Source organism: Phycicoccus jejuensis (genome assembly GCF_044797865.1).
GTDB classification, from domain to species: domain Bacteria; phylum Actinomycetota; class Actinomycetes; order Actinomycetales; family Dermatophilaceae; genus Phycicoccus; species Phycicoccus jejuensis.
The window spans coordinates 521,075-535,040 of sequence record NZ_CP085209.1; the positions used below are offsets into that span (position 1 = coordinate 521,075).

15 protein-coding genes are annotated in these 13,966 nt (G+C 74.7%); 10 read left to right on the plus strand and 5 right to left on the minus strand.

From position 1 onward, the window contains the following. Positions 1 to 184 precede the first annotated feature (184 nt). From LG324_RS02365 to LG324_RS02395, 7 genes are all read left to right on the plus strand, one after another. Positions 185 to 1,240, plus strand: coding sequence for an ABC transporter substrate-binding protein (locus tag LG324_RS02365; RefSeq protein ID WP_404351497.1), 1,056 nt, complete (start codon positions 185 to 187; stop codon positions 1,238 to 1,240). Continuing rightward, positions 1,237 to 2,289, plus strand: a complete 1,053-nt coding sequence (locus LG324_RS02370; RefSeq protein WP_404351499.1) for a FecCD family ABC transporter permease — start codon at positions 1,237 to 1,239, stop codon at positions 2,287 to 2,289. The genes LG324_RS02365 and LG324_RS02370 overlap by 4 nt, the downstream gene beginning before the upstream one ends. Then, complete coding sequence (locus tag LG324_RS02375) at positions 2,289 to 3,356, plus strand: FecCD family ABC transporter permease (RefSeq protein WP_404351501.1); 1,068 nt, start codon at positions 2,289 to 2,291, stop codon at positions 3,354 to 3,356. The genes LG324_RS02370 and LG324_RS02375 overlap by 1 nt, the downstream gene beginning before the upstream one ends. Continuing rightward, on the plus strand, positions 3,353 to 4,195 hold the full coding sequence (locus LG324_RS02380) for an ABC transporter ATP-binding protein (RefSeq protein ID WP_404351503.1): 843 nt from the start codon (positions 3,353 to 3,355) through the stop codon (positions 4,193 to 4,195). The genes LG324_RS02375 and LG324_RS02380 overlap by 4 nt, the downstream gene beginning before the upstream one ends. Then, entirely contained in the window at positions 4,192 to 5,019 is an 828-nt protein-coding gene (locus LG324_RS02385; protein WP_404351504.1) for a siderophore-interacting protein, read from the plus strand. Before LG324_RS02380 ends, LG324_RS02385 begins: the two co-directional genes overlap by 4 nt. A 265-nt stretch (positions 5,020 to 5,284) precedes the next feature. Then, on the plus strand, positions 5,285 to 6,079 hold the full coding sequence (locus LG324_RS02390; protein ID WP_404351506.1) for an HAD family hydrolase: 795 nt from the start codon (positions 5,285 to 5,287) through the stop codon (positions 6,077 to 6,079). A gap of 56 nt (positions 6,080 to 6,135) precedes the next feature. Beyond that, positions 6,136 to 6,933, plus strand: coding sequence for a DUF1206 domain-containing protein (locus tag LG324_RS02395; RefSeq protein WP_404351508.1), 798 nt, complete (start codon positions 6,136 to 6,138; stop codon positions 6,931 to 6,933). Here LG324_RS02395 and LG324_RS02400 read toward each other — a convergent pair. Together LG324_RS02400 and LG324_RS02405 are read right to left on the minus strand one after the other, a co-directional pair. After that, a complete protein-coding gene (locus LG324_RS02400) occupies positions 6,918 to 7,646 on the minus strand; it encodes a phosphatase PAP2 family protein (protein ID WP_404351510.1) in 729 nt (242 codons plus the stop codon). The genes LG324_RS02395 and LG324_RS02400 overlap by 16 nt on opposite strands. After that, on the minus strand, positions 7,646 to 8,413 hold the full coding sequence (locus LG324_RS02405) for a phosphatase PAP2 family protein (RefSeq protein WP_404351512.1): 768 nt from the start codon (positions 8,411 to 8,413) through the stop codon (positions 7,646 to 7,648). Before LG324_RS02405 ends, LG324_RS02400 begins: the two co-directional genes overlap by 1 nt. Before the next feature lie 75 nt (positions 8,414 to 8,488). Between LG324_RS02405 and LG324_RS02410 the strand changes: the two genes are divergently transcribed. From LG324_RS02410 to LG324_RS02420, 3 genes are all read left to right on the plus strand, one after another. Further along, a complete protein-coding gene (locus LG324_RS02410; protein WP_404351514.1) occupies positions 8,489 to 9,295 on the plus strand; it encodes a TrmH family RNA methyltransferase in 807 nt (268 codons plus the stop codon). A 121-nt stretch (positions 9,296 to 9,416) separates the two neighbouring features. Continuing rightward, the gene (locus LG324_RS02415; protein ID WP_404351516.1) at positions 9,417 to 9,920 is read left to right on the plus strand and encodes a DUF4240 domain-containing protein; all 504 of its coding nucleotides are present in this window, start codon (positions 9,417 to 9,419) and stop codon (positions 9,918 to 9,920) included. A gap of 58 nt (positions 9,921 to 9,978) precedes the next feature. Further along, positions 9,979 to 10,614 (plus strand): VOC family protein, encoded by a 636-nt coding sequence (locus tag LG324_RS02420; protein ID WP_030527091.1) that lies wholly within the window; start codon positions 9,979 to 9,981, stop codon positions 10,612 to 10,614. Between the two features lie 153 nt (positions 10,615 to 10,767). Here LG324_RS02420 and LG324_RS02425 read toward each other — a convergent pair whose 3' ends face one another. The 3 genes from LG324_RS02425 to LG324_RS02435 are packed head-to-tail and all read right to left on the minus strand — an operon-like array spanning position 10,768 to position 13,881. Then, complete coding sequence (locus LG324_RS02425) at positions 10,768 to 13,107, minus strand: heavy metal translocating P-type ATPase (protein WP_404351518.1); 2,340 nt, start codon at positions 13,105 to 13,107, stop codon at positions 10,768 to 10,770. A 1-nt stretch (position 13,108) separates the two neighbouring features. Continuing rightward, positions 13,109 to 13,420 carry a metal-sensitive transcriptional regulator gene (locus LG324_RS02430; protein WP_404351520.1) on the minus strand — a complete coding sequence of 104 codons (312 nt, stop codon included), beginning with the start codon at positions 13,418 to 13,420 and terminating at the stop codon, positions 13,109 to 13,111. A 56-nt stretch (positions 13,421 to 13,476) separates the two neighbouring features. After that, complete coding sequence (locus LG324_RS02435) at positions 13,477 to 13,881, minus strand: hypothetical protein (protein ID WP_030527088.1); 405 nt, start codon at positions 13,879 to 13,881, stop codon at positions 13,477 to 13,479. Between the last annotated feature and the right edge of the window lie 85 nt (positions 13,882 to 13,966).

Here is a 13,966-nt window from a genome sequence, read left to right on the forward strand (position 1 = left end):
TGAACAGAACACGCCGTCCGTGGTCCGCCGCGCACGGCGTGTTCTGTTCACTCGACGGGGTCACTGCCGGGGGAGGGGCGCCTGCGCGGTCCCGATGGCGGGGGAGGTTGACGGCGGCACAGCGAGTGACGCTAAGGTGAGGCTCACCTAAGTAAGGCAAGCCTCACCCCGACTGGAGTCCATCGTGCCCTCGCGTCGCCGGCTGCTCACCGCCGCCCCCCTCGCCGCAGCCGCCCTCGTCCTCGCCGCCTGCTCGACCGGCCCGACCGGGGCCTCGACCCCGAGCGCGTCGACCGCCGCCACCGCCGACGCGGCCGCCTTCCCCGTGACGATCGAGCACGCCTACGGCTCGACGACGGTGACCCGGGTCCCCACGCGCATCGCGACCGTCGGATGGGCCGACGCCGACACCCTCGCCGCGCTCGGCATCGTCCCGGTCGGCGCCCCGAAGATCACGTGGGGAGGTAACGACGCGGGCTCGACCGACTGGTTCGACGAGCAGGTCGAGGAGATCGGCGCCGACACCTCCGGGATGACCCGCTACGACGACTCCGCCGGCATCCCGTTCGACGACATCGCGGCCACCACCCCGGACCTCATCCTCGGCCTCAGCTCCGGTGTGTCGCAGGAGGACTACGACAAGCTCTCGAAGATCGCCCCGACCGTGCCCTGGACCGAGAAGGCGTGGGGGACCCCGTGGCAGGACCAGGTGGCGGCGATCGGTCAGGCGGTCGGCAAGCCGTCGGAGGCGGCCGCGCTGACCGCGAGCACCGAGAAGACCATCGCCGACGCCGTCGCCGCCAACCCCGAGATCAAGGGCAAGACCGCCGCCTGGGCCTGGTTCACGCCCACCGACCTCAGCACGATCGGCCTGTACACGACCTCCGACCTGCGCCCGCAGATGCTGCGCGAGTTCGGGTTCGCCGACTCCCCGACCGTCGCCGAGCTGAGTGCGAAGGACCCGTCCGCGTTCACCGCCAACCTCAGCGCCGAGAAGGCGTCGAGCCTGCAGGCCGACGTCGTCGTCTTCTACGCCGAGCAGGGCGCCGGCGCCGAGGAGCTGCGCAAGAACGCGCTCATCGGCCGCATCCCGGCGCTCGAGGACGGCCATTACGTGGCGAGCGCCGACAACGAGGTCGCCCTGTCGATGTCGCTGCCCAGTCCGCTGTCGGTCCGCACGGCCGTCGAGGACTTCCTGCCCAAGCTCGTCTCCGCGGTCAAGGGCGAGCCGTCCGCGTGACCACCACCGCCGCGCCGCCGACCCGGCCCGCCCCCGCAGGGGGGTCGCGGGGCGGGTCGGCACGCGTCGCGCTCCCGTGGGCCCTGGCGGGGTCGGCGCTCGTCGTCCTCGCGGCGGTCGCGGCCTCGCTCCTCCTCGGGGTGCAGCACCTCGCGCCCGGTGCCGTCCTCGACGCACTGACGGGGGGTGGCGCCGACCCCGAGACGGCTGCGATCGTCTCCTCCCGCGTCTCCCGCACCGTCATCGGCCTCGTCGTCGGCGCGGCCGTGGCGCTGTCGGGAGTCGTCCTCCAGGGCCTGAGCCGCAACCCGATCGCCGAGCCCGGCATCCTCGGCCTCAACTCCGGGGCCGCGCTGGCGGTCGTCCTCGGCATCCGCTTCCTCGGGCTCGACTCCGTCGGTGGTTACGTCGTCGCCGCGATCGCGGGCACCCTCGCGGTCGCCGTGCTGGTGCAGTCGCTCACCCTCATGGCGCCGCGGGCCAGCGCGCCGGTCTCGATGGCGCTCGCCGGCGCGGCGGTGATGGCCCTGGCGCAGAGCCTCATCGGCGCCGTGCTCGTCACCGACCGCGGCTCGCTCGACAGCTTCCGGTTCTGGCAGGTCGGGTCGGTCGCCGGCCGGGACGCCGGCCAGGTCCTCGACGTCCTGCCGTTCCTCCTCGTCGGCGCCGCGCTCGCCCTGACCTCCGGGCCGACCCTCGACGCCGTCGCGCTCGGCGACGACCTCGCCCGCGGCCTCGGCCAGAACGTCGTGCTGCACCGCGGGCTCGCCGCGGCCGGCGCCGTGCTGCTCGCCGCCACGGCCACGGCCCTCGCCGGGCCCATCGCCTTCGTCGGGCTCGTCGTGCCCCACCTGGTGCGCGTCCTCGTCGGCGTCGGGCACCGTCGCGTCCTCCTCGTCTCGGCCCTGCTCGGCCCGGCCTTCGTCGTCCTCGCCGACGTCGTGGGGCGCCTCGTGGCCACGCCGTCGGAGGTGCAGGTCGGCATCGTCTGCGCGGTGCTCGGCGCGCCCGTCCTCGTCCTCGTCGTCCGCCGCGTCAAGGGGCTCTGATGTCGACCGCCGTGCGAGAGAGCGAGGTCCGCGACTCCTCCGCGACCGCCGACGCCCTGGCCCGGGCACGGCGCGGCCCGCGGCGTCGTCGCCGCCTCGTGGTGGGCGTCCTCCTGCTGCTCGTCGTCGCCCTCGTCCTCGTCCGCGCGCTGCTCGGCGACTACCGCGTGTCGCTCGTCGACGCCGTGCGCATCATCGGCGGCGAGCAGGTCCCCGGGGCGTCCTTCGTCCTCCTCGAGTCCACGCTGCCCCGCGCCCTCATGGCGGTGCTCGCCGGCGCCGCCTTCGGGGCCGCCGGGGCCGCGTTCCAGACGATGCTGCGCAACCCGCTGGCCAGCCCGGACGTCCTCGGCATCACCCTCGGTGCCAGCGCGGGCGCGGTGCTCGTCGTCGTCGCCTTCGGGGTGCGGGGCACCCCCGTCACGCTCGCGGCCCTCGCCGGGTCGGTCCTCGCGGCGGTGCTCATCCTGTCCCAGGCCGGGGGGAGCGGCGGGGCCACCGGCCGGATGGTCCTCGTCGGCGTCGCCCTCGCGGCGGGCCTGTCGGCGCTCGTGCACTGGCTGCTCGTGCGGGCCAGCATCTACCAGGCGCAGGACGCCCTGGTCTGGCTCAGCGGCAGCCTCAACACCGTCACGTGGACCGACATCCTGCGCCTGCTCGCCGTCGACGCCGTGCTCCTGCCGCTGCTGCTCGTCGCCACCGGGCGGCTGCCGGTGCTCGGGCTCGGCGACGACCTCGCCGCGGCCCTCGGGGTGCGCGTCGCCCGCCTGCGCGTCGGCGTCACCGTCCTCGTCGTCGGTCTCGTGGCGGCGGCCACGGCGGTCGTCGGCCCGGTCGCGTTCGTCGGGTTCCTCAGCGGCCCGATCGCCCGCCGGCTCGTCCCCGGTCGGCCGTCCGTCGGCGTCGCCGCCCTCGTCGGCGCCGTCGTCGTCGTCGCGTCCGACCACGCCGCCGCCTACGCCGTGCCGGGCACTGCGCTCCCGGTCGGCCTGGTCACCGGTCTGCTCGGTGCCCCCGTCCTGCTCTGGATGCTCCGCTCCCGTCCCACGTCCCAGGAGGGCCGATGACCGTGACCGAGACCGCACCCCGCGTGCCCCAGCACCCGGCGGAGGCGCCGGCCGGATCCCGCCTCGCCGCCCGCGACCTGCGGCTGGCCTACGACGACCGGGTGGTCGTCGACGGCGTGACCCTCGCCGTGCCGACGGGCCGGACGACGGCCGTCGTCGGCCCGAACGGCTGCGGCAAGTCGACGCTCCTGCGCGGGCTCGGCCGCCTGCTGCGGCCGCGCGGCGGCCAGGTGCTCCTCGACGGCGACGAGATCGGGTCGCTGCCGACGCGCGAGATCGCGCGCCGGCTCGGGCTGCTGCCGCAGCAGCCGATCGTCCCCGAGGGGGTCAGCGTTCTCGAGCTCGTCGAGCGCGGACGGCATCCGCACCACGGGCTCTTCCGCACCTGGGGTCGCGACGACGAGGTGGCGGTGGCCGACGCCCTCGAGCGCACCGACCTCGTGCACCTCGCCGGCGTGCCCGTCGACAGCCTGAGCGGCGGCCAGCGGCAGCGGGTCTGGCTCGCGATGGTGCTCGCCCAGCGCACGCCGGTGCTCCTCCTCGACGAGCCCACGTCCTTCCTCGACATCGCCCACCAGCTCGACGTCCTCGACCTCGTGCGCCGCCTGTGCGACGACGACGGCACGACCGTCGTCATGGTGCTGCACGACCTCGCGATGGCCGCGCGCTACGCCGACCACCTCGTCGCGATGCGCGACGGCCGGGTCGTCGCCGAGGGCACGCCGCACGAGGTCGTGACCCCCGAGGTCGTCGAGGCCGTCTTCGGGGTGTCCGCGCGGGTCATCGAGGACCCCGAGACCGGGACGCCGGTGGTCCTGCCGCGCCGGAGGGTGTCGTGAGCGCCGTGGCCCGCGAGCGCCGCACCGACGCCTCGACCGGCATCGTGCGCGCCGACTTCCCGCAGTACGCGGCGACCGTCGCCGAGGTGCACGACCTCGGGGCCGGGATGCGCCGGCTCGTCTGCGAGGCACCGGGACTGCGCGACTTCGTGCCGTGCGGCCCGGACGAGTACGTCGGCCTGCTCATGCCGCCGGCGGGCGCCCCGCTCGTCCTGCCCGACCCCGAGCCGGTCAACGTGCGCGCGACGGTGGCCGCGCTGCCGCCCGCCTGGCGGCCGGCGCTGCGCTGGTACACGGTCCGCGAGCACGACCCCGTCCGCGGGCGGGTCGACATCGACGTCGTGACGCACGGCGACAGCGGCCCCGGCTCGTCGTGGGTCTCGCGCGCCCGGCCCGGCGACGCCGTCGGCATCCGGGCGAGCGGGGCGCTCTACCGCGGGTTCGAGGCCGGCGGCCGTCAGGTGCTCGTCGCCGACGAGACCGCGGTGCCGTCGGTCGCGGCGATCCTCGACGCGTGGGGCGGCGCCGACGACGCCCGCGACCACGGGGTCGAGGTGCACGTCGAGGTCGCCGACCCGCGGGTGCTCGACGCCTACGACCTCGGCGACGCCCGTGTCCACGTGCGCCGGGGTCGCCCCGGGAGCGCCGTGCTGCCGGCCCTCGACGCCGAGCTCGCCCGGCGCCCCGGCCCGGTCGCCTACGGCTGGGCGTGCGGCGAGGCCTCGCTCGCCGCCGGCGCCCGGCGCGTCCTCGTCCGTCACGGCACCGACCGGCGCGACGTCTTCTTCTGCGCCTACTGGAAGCTCGGCCGCCCCCGCCCCTGACGCAAAACCCGGCACGTGCGGGGTTGTCGCTGTCAGAACAGGGCCGCGGGCTCGGGAAGCCCGCACGTGCGGGGTTGTCGCTGTCGGAAACGGGTGCCGGGCCCGATGAGCCCGCACGTGCGGGGTTGTCGCTGTCGGAACAGGGCCGCGGGCTCGATAAGCCCGCACGTGCGGGGTTGTCGCTGTCGGAACAGGGCCCCGGGGTCGTCGCCGGTCCGTGACGTGGACACCCGGCGTTCACCCCGCCTCGGTAGCGTGGGCAGCGATGAGAACTCCACACCTCGTGTGCCTCGACATCGACGGCACGACGGTCGACCACGACGGCCGCCTCCACGACCCCGTCCGCAGCGCCGTCCGCGCCGTCCTCGGGGCCGGCCACCACGTGACGATGGCCACCGGCCGCGGCGTCCTCGGCACGCTGCCGGTCCTCGACCAGCTCGGCCTCGTCGACGGGTACGCCGTCTGCGCCAACGGCGCCATCACCCTGCGCCTCGACCCCGCCCTCCCCGACGGCTACGAGGTCCTCGAGGCGGTGACCTTCGACCCCGCCCCCGCCCTGCGCGTCCTGCGCGAGGAGTTCCCCAGCGCGCTCGTCGCGGTCGAGGAGCTCGGCGTCGGCTTCAAGGTCTCCGCCCCGTTCCCCGACGGCGAGCTCGACGGCACGCCCCAGGTCGTCCCCTTCGAGGAGCTGATGGCCCACCCGGTGACGCGCCTGACCATCCGCGACCCCGAGAGCTCGAGCGAGGAGTTCCTCGCCGGCACCGAGCGCATCGGCCTGCACGGCGTCGAGTACGCCGTCGGCTGGAGCGCCTGGCTCGACATCACACCGGAGGGCGTGTCCAAGGCTGCCGCGCTCGAGGTGGTCCGGCGCCGCCTCGGCGTCGAGCCCGGCGCCACCGTGGCCGTCGGCGACCAGCGCAACGACCTCGAGATGCTGCGCTGGGCGGCCCGCGGGGTCGCGATGGACAACGCGCCCGACGAGGTCAAGGAGGCGGCCGACGAGGTGACCGGCCACGTCGACGAGCACGGCCTCGTCACGGTCCTCGACTCGCTCCGCTGACATCCGCGGGGGCGGATCTCGACGCCACCTCCCCGGGGGTGGCAGGGTGTCCTGCCATGAGCAGCGCCGACGTCTCCCGTGTCACCCGTGAGGCCAACGAGAGTCCTGTCGTCGAGTGGGGCGCACGGGTCGGGTACGCCGTCCTCGGGGTGCTGCACCTCGTCATCGCCTACCTGGCCGTCAAGATCGCCTGGGGCATCGGCAGCTCCGGCTCGCAGAGCGCGGACCAGTCCGGGGCCCTCTCGACGGTCGCCGGCTCCACGACCGGACCGTTCCTCCTCTGGGTCGCCGTCGTCGGCTTCGCCCTCCTCGGGCTCTGGAACCTCACCGAGGGCGCCATCAGCCACGGCGAGGCGACCGACCGGCTCAAGCTCGCCGCCAAGGGCGTCATGTACCTGTTCTTCGCGTGGACGGCGTTCAAGGTCGTCGCGCTCGGCACCGAGGGCTCGAGCGAGAAGGACACCGAGGACGCAACCCAGGCGCTCATGGGCAGCCCCGCCGGGCAGGTCCTCGTCGGGGCGCTCGGGCTCGTCGTCCTCGGCATCGCCGGGTACCACGTCTACAAGGGCTGGAAGAAGAAGTTCCTCGGCGACCTCACCGAGCACCCCGGGGACTGGGCGGTCCAGGCCGGCCGCGCGGGCTACGTCGCGAAGGGCGTGGCGCTCGTCGTCGTCGGCGTGTTCTTCCTCGTCGCGGCGGTGCAGCACGACGCCGACAAGGCGCAGGGTCTCGACGGGGCGCTCAAGTCGCTCAAGGACATGACGGGCGGCTCGGTCGTCCTCACCGTCGTCGCGCTGGGCATCGCCGCGTACGGCGTCTACTCCTTCGCCCGCGCGCGCTACGCGCGGCTCTGAGCCGCCCGGTCGCCCGACCCGTCCGTCGACGCGCCGGTGTCCCGGCGCAGGTAGCCCCACGCCAGCAGCGCGCACGCGATGCCGTTGGCCAGCCCGACGACGATGTCGGTCACGTGGTGCGCGCCCCGGTAGAGGCGCGCGAACGACACCGCGAGCGGCACGAGGACGCACACCGCGATGACCGCCCGGCGCACGGCGAGGTTCGGGATGCGGGTGGCCATGAGGACGAACGAGACGTACAGCGCGGTCGACGCGCCGACGTGACCGCTCGGGTAGCTCGACGTCGGCGGCGTGGGGTCGAGGCGCTCGACCGTGGGGCGGGGTCGCCCGACGACGGCCGTCGCGATGACGAAGATCGTCGCCTGCAGCGAGATCGCGAGCAGCGGGACGACGGCGAACCACCACTGCCGGGTGCGCCAGAGGACGACGAGGGCCACGAGCACGGCGACGGCGATGACGTACTCGGTGTTGCCGATCATCGACATGACCTTGGTGATGCTCTCGCCGACGGGCGTGCGGCGGTCCTGGAACCAGCGGCTCACCGCGTTCTCGGCCTCGAAGCCGCGCAGCGGGCCCATGATGACCAGCCCGATCGCGACGATGACGGCGAAGACGCCGACGCCCGGCAGGACGGCACGGACCGCCGCGTCGCGCAGGGCCGAGCCGAACGAGGGACGGGACGTGTCGTCGTCCCAGCGCGTGAGGAAGGACATCAGGACTCCTGGCGAGAGGCGGAACGGTCGGAGGCGACGTCGGTGTCGGCGGGGTGGCGCGTGGAGTCGGGGTCACGGGCGTCGTCGGGGTCGCGCGGGTTCCAGCCGGTGTAGCCCGCGTAGGAGGCGAGGACGAGGCCGGTGCCGGTGAGGACGCCGACGGTCACGTCGCTCGGGTAGTGGACGCCGAGGAACATCCGGTCCAGCGCCGTGACGACGACGACGGCCGCGCCGAGGACGACGGCGACCGTGCGGGCGGCGCGGGTCCTCAGCAGCGGCCACACCAGGATGAGCAGGACCGACACCCACGCCGCCGAGTTGAGGGCGTGCCCCGACGGGAAGGAGTACCCCGGTGCCTCGGAGACCGGGTCCTCGACGACGGGCCGGGCGCGCTGGAAGATGTACTTGGCGACGAGGCCGACGAACCACGAGAGCATGAGCGTCGCGAACGCCCACCAGGCCCGCGTCCGCATCCCCTTGCGCAGCCAGACCCAGAGGCAGACGAAGGTGCCGACGACGTGCAGGTTGACGGGCTGGCTCACGGCCTGCCACACGATGAACGCCTCGCGCAGACCCGGGTGGGCGCGGGTGACGTCGGTGAGGTGCCGGATGACGTCGTCGTCGAGGCTGATGAGCGGGTCCCAGCGGCTGCGGACGAGGAACCCGACCCCGAAGAGCACGAGCCCGGTGACCAGCGCGTAGAGGGCGGCCCGCCCGAGGCGGCGGGTGCGCGTGCGGGACGGGGTCGCCTCGTCGGTGCTGGTCATCCGGCATGTCTACCGCACCCGGGGCGGGCCGCGGTGGGCGCGGGCCCCTCCGCCGCGTGGGATGCTGGGCGCGCCATGGCCGAGCTCCACGTCACCTCCGCGACCAACCCGCGCCTCAAGGCCGTCGCCGCGCTCCGGCGCCGCCGGGCCCGCGAGGCCGAGGGGCTGACCGTCGTCGACGGCTACGACGAGCTGCTGCTCGCCGTCGACGCCGGGGTGCGGCCGCGCACGCTGCTCTACTGCCCCGAGCTGATGCTCGACGCCGACGCGCAGCTGGGGCTCGTCGAGCGGGTCCGCGACCTCGGGGCGAGCACGATCCGCTGCGGGCGCGCGGCCTTCGAGAAGGTGGCCTACCGCGAGGGGCCCGACGGCTTCATCGCCGTCGTCCCGGTCGCCGGCACGCCGCTGCGGACGCTCGACCTGCCCGAGGACCCGCTCGTCGTCGTCCTCGAGGGCCTCGAGAAGCCGGGCAACCTCGGCTCGGTCCTGCGCAGCGCCGACGCCGCCGGGGTCGCGGCGGTCGTCGCCGCCGACCCGGTCACCGACTGGGGCAACCCCAACGTCGTGCGCGCGAGCAAGGGCACGGTCTTCTCGGTGCCGGTCGCCTCCGCCCCGCTGCCCGAGGTGCTCGCCTGGCTCGCCGACCGGGGCATCCGGCTCGTCGCGACGACCCCCGACACCGAGATGCTCCACACCGACTGCGACCTGACCGGCGGGGTCGCCGTGGCCGTCGGCACCGAGAAGACGGGCCTGACCGACGCGGCGCTCGCGGCCGCCGACGCGCGCGTGCGCATCCCGATGGCGGGGACGGTCAACTCGCTCAACGCCGGCGTCTCCGCGGCGGTCGTGCTCTACGAGGCGGTGCGTCAGCGCCAGGGCTGAGTCGCCGTTCGGCCGACGCCGCGACGGCGGAACGGCCCGACGTCGCCGTCGGGTCGTGACCGGGGCCCGCCCGCGAACCTAGGGTCGGCAGGGCGGGGACCCCGCTGGAAGGTGGACCGACGTGGACCGGGACCGGATGTGCGAGATCGTCGACGGCGTGCGCGCGCGAGGTGGCGGTGACGTCGACCGGATGGCGGTCGTGCTGTTCGACACGCTCTGTGGGCTGGGCGCCGACGAGGTCGTCGCCTTCCATCGCGAGTGCGGGCGCCAGCACCGGCGGATGTTCGTCGACCCGCTCTGGTGCGCGGGCGACTTCGCCATCGGCCCGCTCGGCGACGACCTCTTCGCGGACCTGCGCACGCACCTGCTCTTCCGCGGTCTCGAGGTCGTCGACGAGGTGCTCGCGGACCCCGACGCCCTCGCCGGGTACCTGCCGGCACCCCCTCGGCGCCGTCCTCGACCCGGTGCGGTACGCGGAGGTGCTGCCCCGGCTGGCCCGCTGGCGGCGTCGGCGGACACCGTCGGGCTCCCGGCGGCACGGTGGCTTCTGAGCCGCCGCGGCCCGGGCGTCCCCCGGGGTGGTCATGCGACGCGATGGGGCTGCTGTGGCCGGTGGGACGTCTGAACCGGTACCGTCCGACCCCGGTCAAGAGCACCCGCGCGCGTGTGCGACCATGAACGGCATGCGAGTTGACCACGTCGTCTACGCGGCCGAGCACGATGGCGTGCACGCGACGGCCGAGCGTCTCGCGAAGCTGATCGGCGTCGAGCCGGTCGACGGGGGAGTCCACCCGCGCTTCGGGACGCGCAACGTCATCCTGCCGCTCGCCCACGAGCGGTACGTCGAGGTCGTCGAGGTCCTCGACCACCCCGCCAGCGACAAGGCGCCCTTCGGGCAGGTCGTCCGGGCGCGCTCCCAGGCCGGCGGTGGCTGGCTCGGCTGGGTCGTCCGCGTCGACGACATCGCCGAGCAGGAGCAGCGCCTCGGCCGCGAGGCCGTCAACGGCAACCGGCACCGCCCCGACGGGGTCGAGCTGCGCTGGCGCCAGCTCGGGGTCAAGGGCCTGCAGGCCGACCCCCAGCTCCCCTTCTTCATCACGTGGGAGGAGGGCACGCCGCACCCCTCCGAGGACGCCGACACCGAGGTGACCATCGAGTCGCTGACGATCGCCGGTGACCCCGACCGCGTGCGCGACTGGCTCGGCCTGCCCGCCGACTACACCTCGTCGGTCATCGAGTTCTCCTTCGTGGCGCCGCACGGCACCCCCGGGCTCATGGCCGTCACGTTCGACACCCCGCAGGGCGAGGTCGTCGTCTGACGCCCCGCACCCCGCGACGACGAGGCCCCCGCCGGACCATCCGGCGGGGGCCTCGTCACGTCCTGAAGCCGACTTCTTGCGAGTTCCGCCGCTCGACACACGGCGGGGCGGCGCGTCGAGCGGCGGAACTCGCAGTCAGTGGGGAAGGACGGGTCAGCCGCGGGGGGTCCAGCGGCGCAGACGCAGGCTGTTGGTCACGACGAGGACGCTCGAGGCGGCCATCGCGGCGCCGGCGACCATCGGGCTGAGCACCCCGGCGACGGCGAGCGGGATCGCCGCGACGTTGTAGCCGAACGCCCACCCGAGGTTCTGGCGGATGGTCCGCAGCGTGGCCCGCGAGAGGTCCATCGCGTCGACGACGGCCGGCAGCTCCGAGCGCAGGAGGACGATGTCGGCGGCATCGGCCGCGACGTCGGTGCCGCTGCCCATCGCGATGCCGAGGTCGGCCTGCGCGAGCGCCGCCGCGTCGTTGACGCCGTCGCCGACCATCGCGACGACCCGCCCACGGCGCTGGAGGTCGGCGACCATCGCGTGCTTGTCCTCGGGCCGGACGTCGGCGACGACGCGTCCGACGGGGATGCCCACGTCGCGGGCCACGGTGAGCGCGGCCCGGTCGTGGTCGCCGGTCAGGAGGTAGCAGACCAGCCCGGACTCGTCGAGGGCGCGCACGGCCCGCCCGGAGCTGCGCCGCACGGTGTCGGCGACGGTCAGCGAGGCCCGGGCCCGGCCGTCCCACCCGACCCAGACGCAGGTGCCCTCGGCGGCGGGGGTCGCGATCTCGCGCGGTACCTCGTCGAAGAGGTCGGCCCGGCCGACGACGACCTCGGTGCCCTTGATGCGAGCCCGCGCGCCCGCGCCGGGGAGCGCCTCGAAGTCGGAGGCCTGCGGGACGCCGAGTGCGCGGGAGCGGGCGGCCGCCACGACGGCCCGCGCCACCGGGTGCTCGCTGCCCTGCTCGACCGCCGCGGCGGCCCGCAGCGCCTGGTCCTTCGGCAGCCGGCCGGCGGTCGCGACGTCGACGAGCGTCATCTCGCCCGAGGTGACGGTGCCGGTCTTGTCGAGGACGACGGTGTCGATGCGCCGGGTGTCCTCCAGCACCTCGGCACCCTTGATGAGGATGCCCATCCGCGCGCCGCGGCCGGTGCCGACGAGCAGGGCCGTCGGCGTCGCGAGGCCGAGTGCGCAGGGGCAGGCGATGACGAGCACCGAGATGGCGACCTCGAGCGCGCGGGCGGGGTCGCCGGACCCCAGCCACCAGCCGACGAAGGTGAGCGCCGCGACGGCGAGCACGACCGGCACGAAGACGGCCGACACGCGGTCGGCCAGGCGCTGCACCGGCGCCTTGCTCGTCTGCGCGCGCTCGACCATCCGCGTGATGCCCGCCAGCGTCGTCTCGGCGCCGACGCGCGTGGCCTCGACGACGAGGCGGCCGGTGGTGTTGACGGTGCCGCCGGTGACCTCGGCGCCCGGCGCGACGTCGACCGGCACCGACTCGCCGGTGACGAGCGAGGCGTCGACGGCGCTGCGCCCGTCGCGGACGACGCCGTCGGTGGCGACCTTCTCGCCGGGGCGGACGACGAAGCGGTCGCCGACGCCGAGCCGGTCGACGGGGACGCGCTCCTCGACGGTGGCCCCGGAGACGGTGTCGGTGCGCAGCACCGCGACGTCCTTGGCGCCGAGGTCGAGCAGGCCGCGCAGCGCGTCGCGGGTGCGGTCGGTCGCGCGCGCCTCCATCCAGCGTCCGACGAGGAGGAAGGTCGTGACGACGGTCGCGGTCTCGAACCAGACGTGCGCGCCGTCGCCGTCCATCCCGCCGGCGCGGCCGGTCACCACGACGACGAGGGACGAGAGGTAGGCCGCGAGGACGCCGAGCGAGACGAGGGTGTCCATCGTCGAGGCGCCGTGCCGGGCGTTGAGCGCGGCGGCCCGGTGGAACGGCCAGCCGGCCCACGCGACGACGGGGGTCGCGAGGACGAGCTGTACCCAGGGCGAGGCCGTGAAGTACAGGCCGGGGACCATCGCGAGGACGACGACGGGGAGGGTGAGGAGGGCGGCGACCTCGGCGCGTCGGCGCAGGTCGTCCTGGCGGGAGACCTGGTGGTGGGCCGACGGCGCGACGGCGCGCTCGACCGCGGCGCCCGCGTCCGGGGCGGGCGACGCCGGGGCGGCGGTGGACGCGTCGTCGGCGGTGGTGGCGTCGGCGGCTGCGGTCGCGGCGTCGGCATCGGCGTCGGCATCGGCGGTCGGGGCGTCGCCGAGCACCTCGGCGCCGTACCCGGTGCGCTGCACGGTCGCGACGATGTCGGCGACGGTCAGCGGCCCGGTCCAGCGGACGGTGGCCTTCTCGGTCGCGAGGTTGACGACGGCGTCGACCCCGTCGAGGCGGCCGAGCTTCTTCTCGATGCGCGCCGAGCACGAGGCGCAGGTCATTCCGGAGATCGCGAGGTCGACCTCGTGGACCTCGTCGGCGGGACGGTCGGTGGTCTGGGTCATCTCAGCTCCTCACGAGGCGCGTGACGGCGGCGATGACCTCGTCGACCTTCTCGGTCGCGGCCTCGTCGGACTCGCGTGCGGCGTCGACGACGCAGTGGGCGACGTGCTCCTCGAGCAGGCCGAGGCTCACGGCCTGCAGCGCGCGGGTCACGGCGCTCACCTGGGTGAGGACGTCGATGCAGTAGGTGTCGTTCTCGACCATCCGGGCGATGACCCGCACCTGGCCCTCGATGCGCTTGAGGCGGCGCAGGTGGGCGTCCTTGGTCTCGGAGTAGCCGGGGACGACCGGCTCGGCCGCGGGGGAGGTGGTCATGCGTCGATGATACCCCCATGGGGTATCAGGCGACCATTCGGGGGCCGCCGTCCGGGTCAGCCGAGGTGCTCCTTGACGAGCTTCTTCGGCGCCCTGGTCGCCCACGCGTCGGTGATGATCTCGGCGAGCTCGAGGTAGTCCAGCCTCCCGAGGTCGCGCTCGCGGACGAGGACGGCGTCGTAGCCGTCGAAGTGCGGTGTCGTGAACCAGGGCTCGCCGAGCTGGAGGATCGACTCCTTGTCGTCCGGGCCGGGCACGACGATGCAGATGACGTCGTCCATCCGCTCACCGGTGTCAGGGTCGACCGCGTCCTTGCGCGGCCCCCGCCAGGTGACGAAGCCCTTGCCGCGCACCGCGTAGGACGGGTGGGTGTCGGTGCCCTCGCGCGTGACGTCGGGCAGGGCCATCGCGATGCCGTCGACGTCGTCACGGTCGACGGGACGCGGGTCGGTGCTGGACACGGCCCCACCCTCCCACGCCGGGCGTCCCGCGTCCCACGCGAAAGTGTGTGAAACCGCCGGGCGGCACCGGTGTCATGTGACAGGA